This is a genomic window from Mucilaginibacter sp. CAU 1740 (assembly GCF_039839285.1).
Classification (GTDB): domain Bacteria; phylum Bacteroidota; class Bacteroidia; order Sphingobacteriales; family Sphingobacteriaceae; genus Mucilaginibacter.
This window is the reverse complement of the sequence record NZ_JBDOQS010000018.1, coordinates 120017-141264: the sequence shown is the minus strand read 5'-3', so window position 1 is coordinate 141264 and position 21248 is coordinate 120017. Positions and strand designations below refer to the sequence as shown.

Annotated in this window: 15 protein-coding genes; 7 read left to right on the top strand and 8 right to left on the bottom strand. The window is 43.9% G+C overall.

What is annotated here, in order from left to right; genetic code table 11:
* Positions 1-71: 71 nt before the first annotated feature.
* Positions 72-1316, top strand: coding sequence for a beta-ketoacyl-ACP synthase II (gene fabF / locus AAFN85_RS29480; protein ID WP_347531560.1), 1245 nt, complete (start codon positions 72-74; stop codon positions 1314-1316).
* Positions 1317-1640: 324 nt separating this feature from the next.
* Here the strand turns inward: fabF and AAFN85_RS29475 are convergent, their stop codons facing one another.
* Together AAFN85_RS29475 and AAFN85_RS29470 are read right to left on the bottom strand one after the other, a co-directional pair.
* Positions 1641-3341 carry a patatin-like phospholipase family protein gene (locus AAFN85_RS29475; RefSeq protein ID WP_347531559.1) on the bottom strand — a complete coding sequence of 567 codons (1701 nt, stop codon included), beginning with the start codon at positions 3339-3341 and terminating at the stop codon, positions 1641-1643.
* An 87-nt stretch (positions 3342-3428) separates the two neighbouring features.
* Positions 3429-3602, bottom strand: a complete 174-nt coding sequence (locus AAFN85_RS29470) for a hypothetical protein (protein ID WP_347531558.1) — start codon at positions 3600-3602, stop codon at positions 3429-3431.
* A gap of 151 nt (positions 3603-3753) precedes the next feature.
* On the opposite strand from AAFN85_RS29470, the gene AAFN85_RS29465 reads away from it, so the two are divergent.
* Entirely contained in the window at positions 3754-4047 is a 294-nt protein-coding gene (locus AAFN85_RS29465) for a VOC family protein (protein WP_347531557.1), read from the top strand.
* An 83-nt stretch (positions 4048-4130) separates the two neighbouring features.
* Here AAFN85_RS29465 and AAFN85_RS29460 read toward each other — a convergent pair whose 3' ends face one another.
* From AAFN85_RS29460 to AAFN85_RS29450, 3 genes are all read right to left on the bottom strand, one after another.
* Complete coding sequence (locus AAFN85_RS29460; RefSeq protein ID WP_347531556.1) at positions 4131-5315, bottom strand: GAF domain-containing sensor histidine kinase; 1185 nt, start codon at positions 5313-5315, stop codon at positions 4131-4133.
* Between the two features lie 136 nt (positions 5316-5451).
* Positions 5452-6279 carry a hypothetical protein gene (locus AAFN85_RS29455; RefSeq protein ID WP_347531555.1) on the bottom strand — a complete coding sequence of 276 codons (828 nt, stop codon included), beginning with the start codon at positions 6277-6279 and terminating at the stop codon, positions 5452-5454.
* 11 nt (positions 6280-6290) lie between these two features.
* Positions 6291-8108, bottom strand: a complete 1818-nt coding sequence (locus AAFN85_RS29450; protein WP_347531554.1) for an ATP-binding protein — start codon at positions 8106-8108, stop codon at positions 6291-6293.
* A gap of 430 nt (positions 8109-8538) precedes the next feature.
* Between AAFN85_RS29450 and AAFN85_RS29445 the strand changes: the two genes are divergently transcribed.
* The 5 genes from AAFN85_RS29445 (at position 8539) to AAFN85_RS29425 (ending at position 14482) form a co-directional block, all read left to right on the top strand.
* A complete protein-coding gene (locus tag AAFN85_RS29445; protein ID WP_347531553.1) occupies positions 8539-9006 on the top strand; it encodes a hypothetical protein in 468 nt (155 codons plus the stop codon).
* A 300-nt stretch (positions 9007-9306) separates the two neighbouring features.
* On the top strand, positions 9307-12213 hold the full coding sequence (locus AAFN85_RS29440; RefSeq protein WP_347531552.1) for a two-component regulator propeller domain-containing protein: 2907 nt from the start codon (positions 9307-9309) through the stop codon (positions 12211-12213).
* A 1-nt stretch (position 12214) separates the two neighbouring features.
* The gene (locus AAFN85_RS29435) at positions 12215-12841 is read left to right on the top strand and encodes a response regulator transcription factor (protein WP_347531551.1); all 627 of its coding nucleotides are present in this window, start codon (positions 12215-12217) and stop codon (positions 12839-12841) included.
* Positions 12842-13237: 396 nt separating this feature from the next.
* On the top strand, positions 13238-13600 hold the full coding sequence (locus AAFN85_RS29430; protein ID WP_347531550.1) for a VOC family protein: 363 nt from the start codon (positions 13238-13240) through the stop codon (positions 13598-13600).
* 15 nt (positions 13601-13615) lie between these two features.
* A complete protein-coding gene (locus tag AAFN85_RS29425; RefSeq protein WP_347531549.1) occupies positions 13616-14482 on the top strand; it encodes an AraC family transcriptional regulator in 867 nt (288 codons plus the stop codon).
* Positions 14483-15181: 699 nt separating this feature from the next.
* Here the strand turns inward: AAFN85_RS29425 and AAFN85_RS29420 are convergent.
* From AAFN85_RS29420 to AAFN85_RS29410, 3 genes are all read right to left on the bottom strand, one after another.
* Complete coding sequence (locus AAFN85_RS29420; protein ID WP_347531548.1) at positions 15182-17254, bottom strand: alpha-galactosidase; 2073 nt, start codon at positions 17252-17254, stop codon at positions 15182-15184.
* Between the two features lie 245 nt (positions 17255-17499).
* Positions 17500-19839: a glycoside hydrolase family 95 protein gene (locus tag AAFN85_RS29415; RefSeq protein WP_347531547.1), complete on the bottom strand. Its 2340-nt coding sequence runs from the start codon at positions 19837-19839 to the stop codon at positions 17500-17502.
* A 32-nt stretch (positions 19840-19871) separates the two neighbouring features.
* Positions 19872-21179, bottom strand: coding sequence for an alpha-L-fucosidase (locus tag AAFN85_RS29410; protein WP_347531546.1), 1308 nt, complete (start codon positions 21177-21179; stop codon positions 19872-19874).
* Positions 21180-21248: the final 69 nt, after the last annotated feature.

Genomic DNA, 21248 nt, shown 5'->3' with positions numbered 1-21248 from the left:
ATCTGCTCTAAAATTTTTTCTGCATACCATTTGGTATATTATATCTTTGCGCCGATTTTAATAAAACCATCATGTTAAAAAGAGTAGTTATTACGGGGATGGGTGCCTTAACACCCCTTGGAAACAATGTAAAAACCTATTGGGAAAACATAGTTGCCGGTAAAAGCGGCGCTGCTACCATCACCCGTTTTGATGCATCCCTGTTCCGCACGCAATTTGCCTGCGAACTGAAAGATTTTAATATTACCGATCACTTGGAAAAGGCCGATCTGAAACGTACCGACACTTTTACACAATACGCGTTGGTAGCATCAGACGAGGCTATTAAAGATTCGGGTTTTGATTTAAATAAAATGGACCCTTTTGATGTAGGCATCATTTGGGGAAGCGGCCAGGGCGGTATGGAAACCTTCGAAGAGCAGGTAACCGAATACGCTAAAGGAAACGGTCAGCCAAGGTTTAGCCCATTTTTTGTGCCTAAGTTCATCTCCAACATGGCTTCGGGCATGATGTCTATCCGCAATGGCTTTATGGGTATTAATTATACTACGGTTTCGGCTTGTGCTACATCAAATACCGCTATTATGGATGCATTGAACTACATCCGTTTAGGCAAAGCTAAAATTATTGTTACCGGTGGTTCGGAAGCGCCTATTACACCTGCTTCAATAGGTGGTTTTAGTTCGATGAAAGCTATGTCGGGCCGTAATGATGATCCTCAGCATGCTTCACGTCCGTTTGATATTGATCGTGATGGTTTTGTTATGGGCGAGGGTGCAGGCGCATTAGTATTGGAAGAGTACGAGCACGCGGTTGCACGTGGCGCACATATTTATGCCGAAGTTACCGGCGCATCAATGACTGCCGATGCTTACCACATGACAGCTACCCACCCTGAAGGTTTGGGTGCAGCACGTGCCATGCAACAGGCATTGAATGAATCGGGCTTAACCATTGCCGATGTTGATTACCTGAACATGCACGCTACCTCAACCCCGGTTGGTGATATTTCGGAAGTGAACGCGGTATTGGCAGTTAGCAAAGGTCAGGATATCAATGCTATCATAGGTTCAACCAAATCAATGACTGGTCACCTGCTTGGTGCTGCCGGTGCTATTGAGGCAATTGCGGCTGTTAAATCAATTGAGAACGGTATTATCCCGCCAACTATCAACACAACTACTATTGATCCAGCTATCCCCGGTAACCTGAAGTTTGTATTGAATGAGGCTATTGAGCATAAAGTGAAAGTAGCAATGAGCAATACTTTTGGCTTTGGTGGCCATAATGGTATCGTAGTGCTTAAAGCGATATAAGTTTTAAGTCACGCAAAGGCGCGAAGACGCAAAGCTTGCTGAATATAAAAAAGTCGTCATTGTGAGTAAGTAAAAGCCGAGGCATCTGAAGGAGATATGACATTTGCGGGCAGGCCTGTCACTCTGAGCTTGTCGAAGAGTCGTGCGCAGAGGCCTACCCACCATGCTTCGACAGGCTCAGCATGACACCCAATTTAAACTTGTCATGGGTAGGTACGAAGCAATCGCACATAGGCAGGGCCGCCCTGTATAGTTCGCGATTGCTTCGTACCTTATAATGACGTTTTTTATTTGTGCGAAGTACCAAGAATGTTTATAATGCCCCTACGGTAACAACTTCCACGTTTTAAGCTCATTTTTAATCACCACCATTATTTTGTTGGTGATCATTCGGTTCAGGATAACTTTGGCACCTATCCACAGCAGGCCTTTGGTAAGCCAGCCAAAATCTGCCACGCTTAAAATGATAGTCTGAAAACGGTCTTTTAATCCTCCTTCAAACCTATCAATGTCCTTTTCTTTTAGTGTAGGCCAGTTAGTGCCCGAACTGAATTTCATATCCGGGAATTTGATCTCATCTTCAAAAACAGGGATGATCTGGTAACTATCTTCTTCTCCATCTTTACGTGGTGCTTGCGATTTAAACCTGTCTTTATCGGCACCTGCGTAGCCATCTTTAAAAATTGGATTAGTATCCAGGGCTTTGGCCGGTATCGTGAAATAATCGCGCAAAAAGATTTTGCAATTGTGTCTGCCTAAAAAATAATCGTGTACCCGGAATTCCTTATTTAAAAAGCCGCCAAAACCACTTAAAGCACCGCAGGCAATAGCCTGTTCGCCGGTTAGGTCGCTGGATTCGCCATTAGGCAGGTCAACGCGACGGGATGGAGTGATCAGGTATTGACCAGCGCAATTATCGTCCATCGCATCTTTAATATTGACCGGCTTTGAACGCATTTGAGATAACATAGATGATAGCGTTAACCCAATAACATTTGAAAGCACTCTCGACATTTCGATGGGCTTCGGCGGTTGGGTAGGGAAGGGTTCTATCATCAACACGGTAGAAACAAACTTGTTGAAGTTATTATAATCATCCGATGGTTGCCCTGTAATGTCGTCTAACACACTACGCACCCTATCAAATGGTTCGTTGTTGATCATCCCTCCATCTACGTTGAGGGTTTGATAGTTGCCGCTTGGGTCAGCAGTAACCTCGGTTTTGGCCAGGTAGTCTTTTAACCAGGGATTATTATTTACATATATAGGATCCCGTTTAAGCGTTCTTGATTGTAAACCTACCGGAAAAGCCCCGGTTGCCATAGCTGCATCGGCCGCTACATCAGTGTTGACGTTGTTTTTTAAGTTAAGCGGCATCCATCCGTTATTATGCCCTTCTATTTCGGTTTCGGTAAGTTCAAAACAGGCGTAATCGTTATGGATCCGCATGTTATACTTAGTGGGTGTTGGCGAATTAGCCTTAAAGGGAACATTGTAGGCAAAACCCTGTAAATTGGTTAAGGTGGTAAACAATTTAAGGCCCGGTTTGATATAGGGAGGAAGGGATTGCCATTTATTCGGATCGGCAGATACTACCCGTTTGGCTATATCATTAATGAAATCTGAGTTGAGCGCCGAAATCACCCCATCTTTTTTAATATCGGATGTATCCAGCATCTTCGAAAACATATCAGCCTGGATCAAATCAACCCACGAGTGGTAAAGTTTATTTTCGGGATGTTCAGCTAAAATATCTGCCGATGGCTTATCGATAGGGGTGATGGGATTGTTGAGCACGGATGCTGCCATAATGCTGGTCATGCCCCCGGCAGATGCCCCGCCCATTACCGGGATCTGTACTTTGTGGGTAGGTACGCCCGCTTCGCCGCGGTGTTGTTCCCATTTGGTTAGTGCTTCGAGCAGGTAATCCATTACGCCAGCAGTGTAGGCTCCGGCAGATACGGCCCCGGCCATACATAAACCAACGTAAAATACCGGTTGGTCTTGGTTGTTTTCTTGTGCCATGAAGTTAGGTTGTGTTTATAAATGTAACATTGCGGCCTTATAAACAGATGCGTGTTTTTACGCTATTTGATAGCGGGTTTTACCTGTTTATAAGGCTTTTTTATCTTTGCCGGGTTTTTTATGCTCCTTTGGCTTCAGTTCCGATTCAATGATCTCTTGTTCAAAATCCTTCTCGTCGCGCATATTTGTTTTTACGATCCATACCACAAGTATTATTATGGCAACGATAACCAGGCCAACTACCGGATAATTGATTTGCATGTTTTTTGTATTTTCCTTTCTAAATTTAACCCGGCTGTATTAACTAACGATTAAATTTGAAATACATCACGAAGGGCCGGAAAAGTATTGCTTGCAAAGTCCCCTGGCTGGTTTAAAAGAAAAAAATATCAAAAAATAAGATCAGGCTGTTATGACAACCCATGTAAACGCCATAACATTTGCCGTTAAAAACTTAGCGCTAATGAAGCATTTTTATACCGAAAAGTTCGGTTTGGAAGTTATTAGCGAAAATGAAAAGGTAACGATATTGAAGTTAGATAACCTGTTACTTACCCTTTGCCAGGAAGCACTGTTTAACCAGTATGCAAATATAAGCAATCGGGCTGGTGGGAAAGGCTTTTATCTTACAATTAACCTGCCATCGAAATATGCGGTAGACGAGCGGTTTGCCGAATTAAGAAATGACGGCATACAAATAAGCTGACAACCGGAGCTTGTTTTTTGGGGAGGCTATAGCGGGTTTGTTGTCGATCCGGAAGGCAACAGCTGGGAAATTTGCTATAACCCTTATGCTGGTAACTGAAATGTGAATACGGTTGCTTCGGCTGTTGATGTTACGCCGAGTTTACCTTTATGCGCCCTCGCTATTTCTGCTGCGATATAAAGCCCTAATCCCAACCCCTGCTGACCGGATTTTACCTGCCCCCGCTGAAAAGGCTGGAAAAGATATTTTATGGCCGCTTCGGGGATGGCCTCACCAGCGTTTGATACCGAAAGCTCGAATTTTTGATCATACGCATTTGCTGAAACATACACAGGCGCATCTTTTTTACCATGGGTAATTGCGTTACCTAAAAGGTTTGAAAATAATTGCGCTATGCGGGTATCATCGCAAAATACGCTGCCATTAATGTTAATATCAGTGATGATCTCTCGTTTGGGCGATGCGATCTGCAACTCGGTTATTACATGGTTCAAGGTATTTTCAAAATCGTTATGATGCTTTAAACTCAAACTGATACCGTCGCCAAGGTGCCCGCGGGCAAAATCAAGCAGGTTATCGATAAGCCCCTTCATCCTTACCGACGAATCCTGTAGAATTGTAGCAAGGCGCTTCATCCGCTCATCAAGCGGCATGCGCAGCATTAGCTGGCCAACGTTTGATACTGCTGTAAGCGGGTTGCGGAGATCGTGACCTAAAATAGCAATGAATTGTTCGCGTAATTCGGCTATCCGGCGTTCTTCTAAAAGTTTGGTTTCGGCAAAAGCCAATTGCTCAACGGCTTGCAGGTGAAAAGAGATCAGATCGGCATAAAGCTTAAACATGTTGATCACCTCGGGCGTTTTCAGCCTGGCCGGGTTAGGATCGATAGCGCAAAGGGTACCAAAAAATGAACCATCTTTACGAATGATAGGCATTGAAATATAGCTTTGAAAGCCATACATCAATGGGGTATGATGGTGGCGGAAATTCTCATCTTCGGATACGTGATCAATAACTACCGCTTCCTGGTTTTGCCTTATTTCGTGGCAAATAGTTGTTTCGAGCTTAAGCTCGCCGCCCGGTAAAAGGCCAAATTGAATATTATCTAAAACAGCGCAGGCGATCCATTTGTGTTCGGTAACCCTGGCGATGGCCGCGAAGCCCATGCCTGTAGTACGGCAAATTACCTCGAGTATGGAGTTTACTACCGGGATCTGGTTTATAGCCTCAAGATCGGCTTGAAAGTTAGGCTCTAAAGTACTTGCCATCTGCTGTCTAAATTCTTAATTAGGACTGAAAAGTACAAAATAATAGCCACTTATATACATTGTGTTTTTTCTTGTTAGGATTAAATAAAAGTTTTAAGTTAAATAAATGATTTATTTAAAATTGCCGGGTTAGGTTTTATAATTGAACATGGATATGATCATCATGGCGTACCGCCCTACAACCATGAAATCGTATTTTTACCGTAGTGAGACCAAGCCTTGTTTTTAAATGAGGTTCGATGAATATCTTGTGTATAGCAGGCTGTACGGCAAATAAATTTACAAGTGTTTTGGTTTTTAAACTATCAAAAGTATAGTTCTGTTTATCGCCCTGCGGGACTAATTTGGTCAGGAAACTGTATTGCCAGTAACCTTTCTCCTGGCAAAATTGCGTGGTGTTTACTTCGCCGGCACGTGGCTCTTCGCTTACGCCATAACCAATTGGCGATGGTGCTTTGCTTGTTGCTGTATGGGTTTTGTTATCAATATAAAAGAAAGCCAGATCTAATTTCTTTCCATCATTATGGCTCAGGTGCGGGAATAGTGGGAAGCCGTTAAAAAAAGGAAAACAACCGTCAAGATAATTGACAACGCTGCCCGGATATTGCTGACTCATTTTGTCGGCAACATCTAATGCCGCCTGTTTAAGCTGTGGCCTTACATAATTGCGGTTTAAAAGGCAGGTTAGCCGGTTTAACGGCCTCAGATTGCCTGCTTTTGAAATGGGCAGAGGCACCCTGCCAAACAGTCTGGCTACGGGCGGAACAACAACTAATGTAGTAAAGCAATAAAGAATAATGAAAGCCACGAAATTCAAACTCCGGCGGTAATATTTATTACTAACCCGATTTCGGATAGCTGAATGCAGGCTGATGGATAGAAGATAAACAACGCCACCTATTTGCGTAAAAACGGTAAGTAGGCAGAACAAAAGCACAGCTAATAAAACCCGTAGTATTTTCAATTGATGTGATCTCAGTTTAAAGGTATCGTGAACCAAAAAGTACTGCCTTTGCCCTCCTCACTTTCCACACCCATTTTGCCCCCGTGGCGGTTAATGATCTCGGCGCTGATATACAAGCCCAGCCCCAGGCCGGAGTATTGAACCCCGCTCGCATCAACCCGGTAGTAGCGTTCAAATAAATGGGGGATTTTATCAGTAGGGATACCCCTGCCAAAATCCTGTACCGAAATTTTAGCCATATCATTTTCCTTGCTGATGTTGATCATGATATCCTTGTTTTCGGGGGCGTATTTTACCGCGTTGTTTACAAAATTTACAACCACCTGCTCAATCCGGTTCCTATCCGCAAATAGTTCTAATTCAGTATCACCGGTAAGTATCAGGTTATGTGTGCCTGCCAGGCGGATATGATCGCAGCAATCATTGATCATGTTAGCCGCCGGGAAATAGGTTTTAGAAAGTGCCAATTGCCCGGCGTTAATTTTTGAAACGTTGAGCAGGCTATCAACCAGTTGCAACATTTTGTTAAGGCTGTTATTACCGCGATCAATAAATTGGGGGATCTTATCGGATGTCGGGTCAACTTTTATCAACCTGTCCAGCAGTTGCATCGATGCTTTGATAGATGTCATCGGTGTTTTAAGCTCATGGCTTGCTACGCTTATAAAATCATCCTTTTGCTGTTGCAGGCGCTTAAACTCGGTGATATCAAGCAGGGTGCCCAAAATGCGGGATGGTTTACTGATGGAGCCGTAATACACTTTTCCCTGCACGCGCACCCAATGTTCCGAGCTGTCGGGCCAAATTATGCGGGCTTCATAAAACAGGTTGCCGGTTTCAAAGGCACTGCGATGCGCAGCATCACGTATTTCCCTATCGGCAGGATGCAGGCTATCAACAAGGGTATCGTGCGCAACTCCATCTTCGAAGCCAAAAATGGCATTGAAACGCGGAGAGGTTACCACGATATCTGTTTGCAGGTCATAATCAAATGTGCCCATTTCGGCAGCTTCTATGGCCAGTCTTGCACGTTCTTCGGCTTCTTCAATTTTGCGGCGGGCCATTACCTTTTCAGTAATATCGATGGCTATAACCATTAAGGCGCTTATTTCGCCATCAAAACCTGTTACGGGCTCATAAACAAAATCAACAAAAACAGTTTCGGGGATGCCGTTTCTTATTAATAGCAGCCGGTGCTCTTTGGCAATTACAGATTTGCCTGTCCGGATAGCGTTTTCCATCACCGGTTCATAAGCTTCGGCCGCCTCGGGTATGGCCTCCCAAATGTGGCGGTTTTCCAGTTCGACGCGTTTTTTGCCAACCAGTTCCAGGTACGAATCATTAACCACTTCTACGATCATGGTATCGCTGTTGATGATGCAGATGCCAACGGGGGCCTGCTTTACCATGTTATATAACGTATGACGGCTTTCTTCCATGGCCTGGCGGGCATGTTCTATCTCGGTAACATCTGTTGAAAAACAAATAACCCCAACTATTTTACCACGCGAATTGCGCATGGCCTGGAAAGTAAACTTGTAATAATTAACCTGCCGCTTACCGTCAATCAGCATTTCGGCAGGCTCGTTGCTGCCATGATAGGTTTCGCCCGTATGGTAAACATTACTGATCTGTGTGCTGAAAGGTTGGCCTTGTAACTCGGGCAGGGCTTCATCAAAAGGCTTACCTATAACCGATTTATCCTTACCCCAGGCCTTTAGCGTAGCATCATTGGCAATGGCTATGATCTTCTCTTCGCCCATGCACATATATACAGGAAAAGGCGAGCCTTCAACAATGCTACGAAAAATGTTTTCGGTTGGTTCCAAGTAGGTGTCGGTAAAATAGGGTAAACGATGCTCTCAAAAATAAAAATATTTTCGTACAGATTTAAATCCTTGCCGCACTATAAAAGATAAATCCTCATCAAAATATATTAACTTATTTGAGTTGCAGGAAAGAGGCATTTTTACACTAATTGATCATCAAGCCGATCACAACTTATCGAATGTTAATCGACACCAATTGAAATTAGTGTAATTCGATAATTCGTAAAAATTTGTGTGGAAATTTCTTTCTTATCTATCGTTGTTGAACTTTTCTATTTTTTAAAACTGTTGCCAATATGCCAAAATACCTTTCCGTATGCTAAAAACACTTATAACTAAGTAAATAGTTGGTTGGGGGAGCGGATGGTGTTTCAGGCACATTTTTATATCAAACTGCTGCCCACATTTGGTGTATAAACACACCAGCAATATGAAAAGAACCCTTTTTTTGGCATGCATAATAAGCTTATTATCGGCCAGCCTTTTAAATGCCAGCACTCCCGGTAACAGGGATTACACAAGCGTTATCCGCGATTTTATCGACAGCCATATGACTACCGATGTTAAAAAATTTAAAGATATTATGGACGACCGCGCCACGCTAAAAATACCCCGCGGCGAAAAAGTTTTGGTACAGGAAAAAGACGACCTGGTAAACAGCATGAAAGGCGAAGCCGGTACCCAGCAAAATTGCACTTCCGCTTATGAAGTACTGGCCAAAAGCGATGCCCTGGTAATTGCCCGGGTTGATTTTAACTACGAAAACACCATTCAGCACCATTACCTCATCATCGAAAAAAATGCCAATATGGATTGGAAGATAACCCAGGTTTGCAAAATGTTTGATGATATCAAGATGCCGGAAAATGGGAATAACAGTATTGCGGCGAGGAATTGAAGAATGCTATGTTGCGAAGGAGGAGAAATGGCCTGTCATGCTGAGCTTGTCGAAGCATGGTGGGTGGGCCTCTACGCGCGACCCTTCGACAAGCTCAGGGTGACAGGCCATCCCTGTCCGAAGAAGCGTTCCAAACCAGCAGATAATTAATCACCCCAATGGGGTGATTTTTTTTATTTTAATTAGCTTTAATTTAACTTTTTAATTGTACCCCTATACAAGTATTTAATTTGACTGTAATTGAGTAAGCTATCACGTTTTCGGTCCCTTGTGTTTTTGTGTTCGCTGGGATTTATATTGTTGGGTATAAACCGGGCCGAAGCGCAGAAATACATTTTTGCGCATTATGATATTGAGGATGGTTTGATCCAATCGCAGGTTAATAAGCTCTCGCAGGATATTGATCATCGCCTGTGGATTGCCACTTTTGGTGGGGCCTGTAGGTTTGACGGTAAAGAGTTTACCAGCTATAACCGCCGCGCGGGATTGCCGGATAACTATGTTTCAACCATTTTTTCGGATAAAGCAGGCTGTACCTGGTTCGGTACCCTGAACGGGTTGGCCCGGTTGTATAACGGCCGTATAGTTAAATATAAGCCCGATATAGCCGTAAAAAGATATTTTATTGCCAATATCACTCAGGATGCTGAAGGTACAATCTGGACAACATCGGGCGGAATGCTGTTTAAAGTGAAGGACGGCAAAATGCAGCATGTAACGGTTGATGATAACGATGAGTTGGTGGTTACCAGCATTGAGGTAAACCCTGCCGGCAATTTATATGTGGCAGTTTATAAAAATGGCGTTTATAAATTAAGCGATAAAAAATGGCGGCATGTAATTGACGTTGATGCCGATTATGCCGACCAGCCCGTTAAACGCATTTTTTTCGATCGTTTCGATCCGCAGAAAACCTATCTGCTAACCCATGCCGACCTTTTGTATGCTAAAGATGGTATGGCGAAGCCCTTACCCTCCGAAATTTTTTCGCCCAAAGGAAAAGGACAACTGCTGTGTATTGAGCAGGATGCTGAGGCCAACATTTGGTTAGGTACCGATAACGGCGCTTATTGTATTTGCAGCGATGGCGGCACCCTGCATTATAACTCGGCAAACGGGCTTACCGATAACTCCATAGCCGATATTTTTTTAGATGCCGATGAAAACCTATGGCTGGGCAGCTTGGGCAATGGCCTGTACCGTTGTGAGGGTGATAGATATACGGTTTTCGACCGGTCGCAAGGTATTCCCGAATCAAAAATTGTAATGTCCTTAGCAACCGATTGGAATAATAATGTACTGATGGGGATTGATGGCGGCGGCATTTTGCGGTACGATGGTAAAAAGCTAAGCAGCATACCGGTACCAGCCGGAACCGATGCTTATTTAAAAGGTGTGCAAAGTTTATATACCGATAAAAGCGGAACCGTTTGGATAGGCACGGGGCAAACCGGCTTATGGCAGTACAATAAAAGCGGTTTTAAACAGGTAAAGGATAGTTGGAACTACTCGTACAATTTTATTACCGGCGGTGACGACGGAACCGTTTGGCTGGCAACATCATCGGGATGTTTCTACTACCAAAACGGGCAGCTAAAACAGTTAGAAGGTATCCCATCATATTCGGCCTCAATGGTTACAATGGGGCGCGATTCTGTTTTTATTGGTACGCAGGGTGGGGTAATGCTGGCGGTTAATAAAAGGATAATCGGAAGTTTTAAGCTCAAATCGTTCCCTGCCACTTCGGTTTATAGCATGATCATTTATGATGGGATGTTGTTGGTTGGTACCGATGATAGCGGCCTGTACACCTGGGATATGGAAACGGGTGCAACGCATACTTACACGGTTAAAGATGGGTTAAAAGCCAACAGCATTTACAGCCTGGCAGCCGATGAGCGCGGTCGGCTTTGGATGGGTACCGGTCGTGGCATAAACCGCATGAAGTATGATCCCGAAAAGAAAACCTTTTGGGTGATTGATAACATCGGCTCGAAAGAGCCGGTTGTTGAGGCCAACCAAAACGCCATCCTTCACCGCGGGCGCGAGGTGTGGATCAGCACCACTAAATCGGTAATGGTTTATAATACCAAAACTAAAATGGAGCCTTCGCCGCCACCACATGTCATTATCAAAGCGGTACAGTTGATGAAGGAAGACGGCGAAAAACGCTCGTCGATCGATCTGAATGACTGGGTCAAGCTTGATCATAATCAAAATCATCTATCCATAGCCTTTTTGGGTGTTTACCTTAAAAATCCTGACGCAGTATCGTACCAATATAAAATGGTTGGGCTGGATAGTGCGTTTAGCGCGCCAATGCATAATAATGTGGTGAATTACCCTTCGTTGCCGCCCGGTAAATATACTTTTAAAGTAAAGGCAATCAGCCCGGATGGGCTGGTATCGCCCCACATGGCCGATTTTAACTTCGAAATTATCCCGCCATTTTATCAAACTTTTACCTTTAGGCTGCTGGCCATCGTTTTATTGGTGTTGCTTGGTTTCGGTGTGCAAAACCTGGTGCATCAGCGTAAAATAAAACGACAAAAGGCTATTGAAGCTATGAAGCGGGAAGAAAAGCTGAAGATCCGCCAGCAAACTGCTGAGGATTTCCACGATGATCTTGGTAACAAACTTACCCGAATCACGGTGCTCTCCGAAATACTAAATGCCAAAATAGACCAGGAAAAATCCGATCAGCGGGGCATCGTTGATCAGATCAAACAAAACGCGGCATCGTTATACAATGGAACCAAAGACATCCTCTGGGCGCTCGATCCCAAAAGCGATAACCTGTACGAAACCTTGAACCATATCCGCGAGATAGGGGTAGAAGTTTTTCATGATGTACCTGTAGATTTTGAATTTGCGGACATTGATGAAGATATCCAGCTCGTTAAACTACCCATGGAATACAGCCGCAACATCACCATGATATTTAAAGAGGTGTTGAACAATATTTTAAAGCATGCCGACGCCTCGGTAGTAACATTTGAGCTTGAGCAGCGTCATAAGAATGAGATAGCCCTCAAAGTAACCGATGATGGTAAAGGTTTTGACAGCGCTGCCGCCCATCGTGGCAGAGGTATTAACAATATCAATGCCCGTGCTAAACGCATCAATGCTAAGCTTGAGATCAGTTCATCGGAAGGGAAGGGGACTACAACAATATTAACATTCAGGATAAACCAGTTAAGCTATTAATATGGGGCGTAGTATTAAGGTAAGTATTATTGAGGATGATGAAACCCTGCGCGAAGGTTATGCCTTTTTAATTGGCGCTACCGAGGGTTATGATGTGGTAAGCTCGTACTGCTCGTATGATGAAGCTGCAAAAAAGATCGCTATCGATAGGCCGGATGTTATTTTATTAGATATCGAGTTGCCTGGCGTAAACGGCATCGACGCCATCCCCAAGTTAAAAAAGTTGCTGCCCAACTGCTATATACTAATTCTTACGGTTTACGAATCGGAAAAGCAGATCTTCAATGCGCTGGCTAACGGTGCTTCGGGATATCTTACCAAAAACACCCCATCGGCCAAAATCATCGAATCGATAAAAGAGGTACGTGAGGGTGGGGGGCCAATGAGCATCAACATTGCCCGGCTGGTGATTCGTTCATTCCAAAAAAACCAGGAATCCCCCTTATCAAAACGCGAAACGCAAATTTTAGAGTTGATAGGCGAAGGTAAAAGCCGTGGGCAAATAGCAGGTGAGCTTTTTATTGATCTGGAGACGGTTAGGAGCCATATTAAGAATATTTATCTGAAGCTGGATGTGAACTCGCGTGCTGATGCTATTAAGTTGGCGAGGCAGAATAAGTTGATATAGGCTTAATATCCCATGTCATTGCGAGCGCAGCGTGGCAATCGCACGGATGCAGGGCCACCCTGTATTGTATGCGATTGCCACGCTGCGCTCGCAATGACATGGTTTTATTTTACTTCTCTACTCCGCTGCCCGTAGACTCCGTCTACAGACCACTATGCCTGTAGTTTGCAACTACAGGCCGAAAAACACACTCCAATCCCCAAAAATACTAATTCACAAATCCCCCAAACAGGGGGATACTATCCCCCCTTGCTTACCCTACCTTTGGTATGTTAAGTAGTTTTAACTGACCGGCTACTACGTCGCCCGCCAAAACAAAATTATTCTGTAGGCATCAATAGTCAACAGGTTGATTTGCCCGGTTTAATGCTGGTTACTGTTAAAACTATTTACCAAATGAAATTGAAATATATACCCGTTTATACTGCCGACTTTGATAGTCAACTTAACTTTTACACGCAGAAATTAGGCTTTAAGGTAACCGGGACAATGACGTTTCATGAGGGTAGGGAAAGCACAGTGATCCGGTCGGATAAATTAAATGTGGCATTGTTGGTAACCAATAATGATAGCCTGAGTGATAAGAGTAATATCATCCTTAACACGGCAGATTGTTTAAACGACTACCACAAGCTGAAAACCGCAGGGGTATTTTTTTGCAAATCGCCTGCTTACTTACCGGCTGGCTTAGTCGCCGAATTTATGGACCCGGCAGGTAACAGGTTCATGCTACTGGAAGAAAGAAATTATAACGAATAATAAACTCATATCACAATGGATTATTCAAAAGTATTACGCAACAACAACAAGATAGTAAGCCGCACCGGCGGTCAGGGACTGGGCGTTCAGCACAATTCCGACCTGAGCCTGCGCTTTGTTTTAAGCGGAAACGAACGTTATGATATCGGCCGGAGGCACCTATCCATTTATCCGGATTCGTTCCTGATCCTGAACCGCGGAACAAAATATTCAACCGAAACTGATGCCGGCGATCCGGTACAGTCATTCGTTATCAACTTTGATCAGCAATTTTTACAGGATTTTAAAGAATGCTGGACTTTTGGTGATGAAAAATTATTAGATAAAGGCGGCGATGCTATCAGTGTACAACCCGAGTTTAGCGAAACTATTTACCCTTTCGCTGGCGACATCAGGTATAATGTATTTCACCTGAAACAACATCTTGACGAAGGTATGCAGGATGAAATGCTCATCAACGAGTACCTGCACCATACTCTCATCAACTACTTCAATATTTATAATGATGAAGTGTACAAAAAAGCCGAAAAACTCGACTTTTTAAACCAGGGCACCAAGATCGAGATCATCCGCCGTTTAAACCTGGCCAAAGAGTACATGTACAGCAACTACAACCAGAATATTAACCTGGAGGATCTGGCCGAACATGCCTGTCTTTCAGTTAATCACCTGTTGCGCACTTTTAAGCAGGCCTTCGGTTTAACGCCGCACCAGTTTTTAATTCAGCTGCGTTTAAAACGCTCGTTGATGTTGTTGAAAGATACCCGTTACCCTGTTAATGAGGTGGTTAGTATGGTAGGTTTTGAATGCCCGAGTTCGTTCATTCGCCTGTTCCGTACGCATTATAATATTACGCCGTTAAAATACAGACAATCAGCGTAGTATAATTGAAATTAAAGCTTTTTAGATGGGTGTTTTTCACACATAGCGCCACTAAATAAGCCCCTATGTTTGCATTACCAGATAGTTTTTTCAAGGATATTTGGTCAGTTAATAGTTAATTGAAAAGTCAGTAACGCGAGGTTAGTGACTTTTTGTTTTTAGGGGGAGGGGATGCTCTCCACATCATGTCATTGCGAGGAGGCACGACGAAGCAATCGCACGGAAGCGTGGCCGCCCTGTATAGCATGCGGTTGCCACGTCGCCCCCAATTCACTGGCCTGTTCAGCTCCTCGCAATGACATTTGGATAGATGTTAATTATTTGCATATCAGTTAAATACCCTGTAAAAACATGCGAAAATCAACATTTGCAACTTTCCTGTAACATTCACAAAAAATTGCCGTCTCTTTATGTAAAACCAATTAGCTATGAAAATTTTTACGTTGTTGGCCGTAACCGGCGGATTGTATTTTAACACCTTACAGGTTGAAAAGATTAGCCTTGCTGGTTCAAAACGTCATACAAATAAATGTTGCCCTAATGCTAAAAAAGCAAAATGCCCGCTTGCTATGAAACGGGCAAAATGTGTAAAATATAACGCTTAAAAATATACGGGTTTCATCCACCCTAAAAGGCATCCGGTAACTAAAGCAAGGGGAATTAAATCTGTTACCGGTGCCTTTGCTTTTACTTTTACTTTTACTTTGTTTTCTCTAATTTAAGCATCATCGCGTCGCCTGCTTTTACCACAACACTACCGTTGGTATTTACCGTGTAATCCTGCACAAGCGATTTAATACTTAATTCTTTATCATCCTTAAGGCCTAATCTTTTCCTGTCTATTGTGTAGTTTTTATCCTCGCTGCCATAGTTAAACACGGCCAGGTAGAAGCTGTTCCCAATTTGAATGGTAAATTGCTCAGTAGTTCCTGTTTCGGTATTACCCTCTACCGGTTTAAATGCTTTGCCATTGGCAACTATTTTTAAGATCTCCGGGTTTTGATACAAGGCTTTAGCCCTATCGCTCCATTGGCCGTGAGTTGAAAAATCATCACCGGTAATGAATGTACCGGTTACTATTGCCGAGAGCATTCTGGCGCGATTAGCACCTTCGCTTTCGGTTGATAAAACCACGTGATCGGCATCAATGTAGTTGTACAAATAGGTTTGCCACCAGCCATAGTTTACACTATTTAGTGTGTAACGGGTATCCTTAATGGTTTTGAAAGCATCGCAGGCGATACGGCGCATATGGGCGTAACGGCCGGTTGCCAGGCTTGGGGAGATGGCTGCATAAACTAACATTTGATCGCCAAGCTGATCAATTAAATGCTCCATACCTTTTTTATAGGCCTGCATACCTGTAGTGATTTTCGGATCGTAGAAATGGCTCGATTCTGCGGCGGCATGTCCTAAAAAGTCGATCTTGATCATTTTGAAACCGCATGCTTTTAGTTTGCCTATTACATAATCAATATGTTGCAGGGTACCGGGGTGAGTTGGATCTGTAGCACGGGCACCGTCGATATCGTGGTAGCTGTCGCCAACTTTGGTCCAGGTTTCGCCGTAGGTGTAGTTACTGCCCAATACTTTACGGTCAGGTCCGCCTTTCCATCCCCAATCGGTAAAAGGTGCCCAGTAAACGCCGGGTTGCAAGCCTTTGCTTTTACAATAATCGGCAAAGGCTTTCAGTTGTCCGAAGTCACCTTCCCAACCGCCTTTTATCATATTATCCCAAAACGAATCAAGATCGATAAAAGCGGTATTACCATTGCGGAAGGTTGGTATGCTATCAGCAAAAAAGTCGGCTACCCTAAGTGCCTTATCGTAGCTTAGCTTTTCCTGCATTACGCCCCAGCTGTTCCAGCCAACAGGAGTGGGCTTTGTCCAATTAAAAATGTAAGGAGGCTCTGCAATGCGGTTGGCTTTGCCAAACTCTTCCAGGCCAGTGCGCCAGTCGGCAAACCAGCCTACAAATATTTTGGGCGATTTAACAACATCGCCGCTGATCTCGCCATGAGCAATTTTATCACGGTTCACAGCCTCTTCAGTATAGCCACCCCATACTTCAAAAGCGTTGGCGCTATCTTTTTTGGCGATGGTACGCACGCCTGTTTTCCAGGTTTCGTGTTCCACCGAACCAAACACTACACCATTGCGGCTATCGTTATCAAAAACAGTTCCTACCTCGGCGCTGGTATTGGTAAGTGGGGCTTTAAAGGCTTTTGAATCGTAGCTGATAAAAGTATCATTATCAAAAGGAACAAAAAGCGAGCGGGTATCACCATTTATTGAAGCCATATCGCCGGCAATAGGCTCCATGTAATTGGTTTTAAGGTTGCTGCCTTTCAGGCTTACTTCAGTAAAGAAATAATCTTTCCCGTTTAAAGGATAGCTGTAAAAGGTTTGCACCATTACCGGCAGGTTTTTGCCGGTTAAAGTAACATCGTATTTAACACCTTTTCCAAAAGCATCTTTAGTGGCGGTGGTTTTAAAGCTGATCTGCTTATAATCTTTAGAGGTTATAAACTTGCCGCCTATCTTCACTTTGGCGTAGCAGTTAGAAAGCACAGTTTTTCCGTTTTCCTGTACCGAAAAAGTGCCGTTTTTTTGATCGTAAATAATCTTCCCGGTTTTGCTGTAGGGGATCGATGTGTCTTCCGTTTTAAACGATCGGTTAGTTCGGGACGCTGAAGCAATTGCCGGCTGCCAAACGCAAAGCAAGCCAGACAACTGAACAGCAATTATAAAGCGGTTAATAAATTTTTGCATGAATTGATGGTTTATAAATGTCAAATATACATTTTACTTTTTAGGCGCGATCTTTTTTTGAAATCATAACGGTTTCTTTACAAAAGGGACCGAAACGAGCTTGAGATGTACTACGCGGCTATGATAAAGCGGCGAAGACTTACGAAGTTTTAAAAACTTCGTAAGTCTGGCTCTACAAGTTGCCATGTGCTTGCATGAAGCAACGATATTTGGGAAGGCTTAGGCTTATTCAGCCATCCAACAGATTAGCTTTTAGTAGCCATAATATTTTTAACCACACCGTTAATTTTTACCTTAACCATGCGCGGGGTAGGAGAAGTTACTTTGTAGGCGGTTACTTTACCATCTTTCCATTTCATATCCACAGTAAAATTACCACGGGCTTTCAAGCCTTTAACTTCACCTTGCGCTTTCCATATATCCGGGATAGAAGGGATAAAATCGATAAACCCTGCATGACTCTGGATCAACATTTCGGCAATGCCTGCCTCGGCACCAAAGTTACCATCGATCTGAAACGGCGGACCGGCCGATAACAAGTTAGGATATACACCACCACCTGCACCGTAATTGATATCGGTTTTGATGGTAGGTTTCATCAACTCTTTAAACAGTTTGTAGGTACGGTTGCCATCGTGCAAACGTGCCCACCACAATATTTTGTAAGCGATAGACCAGCTTGGGCCGTCATCGCCCCTTACTTCTAACGTTTTCTTAGCGGCTTCGGCAAGGGCTGGGGTAGCCTCTGGCGTAATTTCAGATGCAGGGAACAAGCCATACAGGTGCGATACGTGGCGGTGCTGCGGTTCGGTTTCTTTATAATCTTCCAGCCACTCCTGGATGCGGCCATCTTTGGCGATAACACCCGGAGGAGGCAGTTTTTTTACTTTAGCAGCCAGCGTTTTGCTGAACGCTTCGTCTTTACCCAACACCTTGCTTGCGGTGATCACATTGTTAAACAACTGACGGATGATCTGGTTATCAATAGTTGGCCCCATGCAAATGCTGGCGTGGGTACCATCAGGCAGATAAAAACTGTTCTCGGGCGATGATGATGGTGAGGTTACCAGCCAGCCGGTTTTAGCATCGCTGATGAGCATGCTGTTGTAAAACTGGGCCGCACCTTTTAGTATCGGGTAAATCTGTTTCAGGTAGTTTTTATCACCTGTAAAATCATAATGCTGCCAAAGGTTATCGCAAAGCCAGCCCGAACCAACTTTACAAACTCCCCACGATGCGCTTTCGCCCGGCTCGGTAAAGCCCCATGGGTTGGTAATTACGTGTGCCACCCATCCATCGGCATTATAATAAGCTTTGGCTGTTTTTTCGCCGTGTGGTACCATGCCTTTAACCAGGTCGGCAAGGGGAAGGTTTAATTCTGACAGGTTGGAAACCTCAACCGGCCATTGATTCATTTCGATGTTGATATCGAGGTGGTAATCGCCGTTCCATGGAGTATGGACTTCGTTAGCCCATAAGCCTTGCAAGTTTGGTGGCAACAAACCTACACGGGTGCTGCAAATGCTCAGGTAACGGCCAAACTGGTAAAACAGAACAGGTAAGGCGTTATCTGCATCCGGGTTACTGCGGAAAGCGATCAGCCTTTGGTCGGTAGTCAGTTTCTCAGCTTCTGATGATCCTAAATCAACTTTTACCCTGTTAAACAGTTTTTGAAAGTTGGTGATGTGCTGTTGCTTTTGCAGATCATAAGGCTTAGCCAAAGCCGCGCCCATATCTTTGTTCAGTTTATTAAGGTACTGTGGATTTTTAAAATCGGTACCGGCAGATACGTAGATCAAAACTTCGGTAGCATCTTTAATAACAAGCGAAGTAGGGGTAGTGCTTAATGTGCCGCCGGTTAGCTTAGCTTCAACCGCAGCTTTGTAGGCTACGCCTTTACCATCTGTACCATTATCCAGCTGACCGATCAGATCCAGCTCGTTACCGGTGGTTGATGTTACGCCACGTTCAGGGCGGGTAATGCCGATGTTCAAATTCAACATGCCCGGTTTATCTGCACTTAGTTTAATTACATCTACATCATCGCTAAAACTGGTGAAATATTCGCGCTTGTAAGTAACGCCGTTTATTTTGAAAGTGGTTTTGGCCAGCGCGTTGTTTAATGAAAGTTCACGCTCGTAATTTTCAAATGCTATTTGTTTATCATCCGTGCCTTTGTACTGGTAATTGATGTTCAGATCGCCCAGCATCTGGAAACAACCAAACGGCACACCGCCAGATCCTTTGCCTGTACAAACAAACGATTTGTTGATGATATCCTGCGCTTCAACATTTTTGCCGGCCGCAAGCAATCTCCTGATCTCGGGCAATTGTTTATAAGCCTCGTAATTATTGGCATCCTGCGATGACCCCGACCACATGGTGATATCATTCAGTACCACTTTCTCGCTGGTAATTCCCCCATCGGGCATCATGCCCAGGCGGCCATTGCCCAAAGCCAGGGTTTCTTCCCAGCGCTGTGCAGGCTGTTTGTACCAGAGTTTTAATTGTTTGGTTTGCGCTTGTGTAAACGTTGTAATACCTGTTAGCATTACAGTTATTAGCAGCGGCGTTTTTATCGACATAAATTATTAATTGGGTTTCTTATTTAGGTTGTTTACTTGCCCGCGGTAATTGCAGGGATCTCTTCGGCGTTTTTATTCAGCTCAAGTACTATCACATTGCTGTTGGCATCGGGCAAAGTTTTAGGCAAAGTAATAACGTAGCCTGTTGCGTTAGTTGTATAATTGATTTTGGTACCTCCCATTACCGATGCATTGGTTATACTGATGCCGGGCAGGTTTGGTAATACAATTTTATCATCTTTTTTCTGAAATACGTGCAGATAGATCTTATTAACCTTGCGTGTAACAGCATAGTTATCATTAGGTGTGTAGGGGCCACCTTTGGTGCCGTAAATACTTTCACCATATTTTTTTAGCCAGCTGCCCATTTGTTGCAGGGCTGCACCCTGGCGCGCCTCGATCCGGCCATCAGGCATTGGTCCAACATTAAACAGCAGGTTTCCATTACCGGCGGCAGTTTTCACCAGCGTTTGGATGCATTCCTGTACGGTTTTCATTTTATCATTAGGCTTCCAGGCCCATTGCTGGCAAATGGTGATGCAGCTTTCCCATGGCTCGTTCATATTCAATTGACCAATGCGCTGCTCGGGCGTAAGGTAATCGCCTACTGATTGATCGTTGAGCTTCTCGCTCTCTTTACCCAAACGGTTGTTTACGATCACGTTGCGATCAATACTTTTGATGAATTTGTAGATCTCCTGCCCGTCGGCGTTGGTCCATGGTTTTTCCCAGTAACCATCAAACCAAAGCAGGTAGGGGTGATATTTAGTGATGAGTTCTTTCAGCTCATTCTTCATTTGCGTTTTAAAGGCTACCATATTTCCCTTTACATTCTTTGTGCTGTCGTAAGGGTTTTGAATAGGGTAGTTGGGGTCGTGCCAATCAAGCACGGTGTGGTAAATGCAAAATAATACGCCCTGCTTTTTACAGGCCGTTGCCAGCTCGGCCACCATATCGCGTTTATAGGGTGTTTGGCTGATGTTGTAATTGGTAAATGCTGATGGCCATAAAGCAAAGCCATCGTGATGTTTGGCGGTGATCACCAGGTATTTCATCCCGGCATCTTTAGCGGTTTTTACAATGGCATCGGCATTAAATAAAACCGGGTTAAATTCTTTGTATAAGTTGTCATAATCTTCCTGCGCTACTTCTTTATTGCGGCTCCAACCAATTTCGGTGCCACGTAAAGTTACCGGGCCAAAGTGTATGAACATGCCGAAGCGTTTGGTCATGAAATCATCAAGCACAGCTTTGGGAGTTTTAACCACTCCGGTTTGCTGGGCAAAGCCAATTCTGAGTATTAAAAGCAGGCTCAGAAATAGTAGCGCTGTTTTTTTCATGGTTATTATTTTAGATGGATATTTAAACAGAGGTCAGTTGTTTAAAATAAAAATATGACCGAGCCGCCT

Bases quoted from the DNA above. Each gene is read 5' to 3' on its own strand.
- fabF (WP_347531560.1), top strand. From the start codon at position 72: ATGTTAAAAAGAGTAGTTATTACGGGGATGGGTGCCTTAACACCCCTT.
- AAFN85_RS29475 (WP_347531559.1), bottom strand. From the start codon at position 3,341: ATGGCACAAGAAAACAACCAAGACCAACCGGTATTTTACGTTGGTTTA.
- AAFN85_RS29470 (WP_347531558.1), bottom strand. From the start codon at position 3,602: ATGCAAATCAATTATCCGGTAGTTGGCCTGGTTATCGTTGCCATAATA.
- AAFN85_RS29465 (WP_347531557.1), top strand. From the start codon at position 3,754: ATGACAACCCATGTAAACGCCATAACATTTGCCGTTAAAAACTTAGCG.
- AAFN85_RS29460 (WP_347531556.1), bottom strand. From the start codon at position 5,315: ATGGCAAGTACTTTAGAGCCTAACTTTCAAGCCGATCTTGAGGCTATA.
- AAFN85_RS29445 (WP_347531553.1), top strand. From the start codon at position 8,539: ATGAAAAGAACCCTTTTTTTGGCATGCATAATAAGCTTATTATCGGCC.
- AAFN85_RS29435 (WP_347531551.1), top strand. From the start codon at position 12,215: ATGGGGCGTAGTATTAAGGTAAGTATTATTGAGGATGATGAAACCCTG.
- AAFN85_RS29430 (WP_347531550.1), top strand. From the start codon at position 13,238: ATGAAATTGAAATATATACCCGTTTATACTGCCGACTTTGATAGTCAA.
- AAFN85_RS29425 (WP_347531549.1), top strand. From the start codon at position 13,616: ATGGATTATTCAAAAGTATTACGCAACAACAACAAGATAGTAAGCCGC.
- AAFN85_RS29420 (WP_347531548.1), bottom strand. From the start codon at position 17,254: ATGCAAAAATTTATTAACCGCTTTATAATTGCTGTTCAGTTGTCTGGC.
- AAFN85_RS29415 (WP_347531547.1), bottom strand. From the start codon at position 19,839: ATGTCGATAAAAACGCCGCTGCTAATAACTGTAATGCTAACAGGTATT.
- AAFN85_RS29410 (WP_347531546.1), bottom strand. From the start codon at position 21,179: ATGAAAAAAACAGCGCTACTATTTCTGAGCCTGCTTTTAATACTCAGA.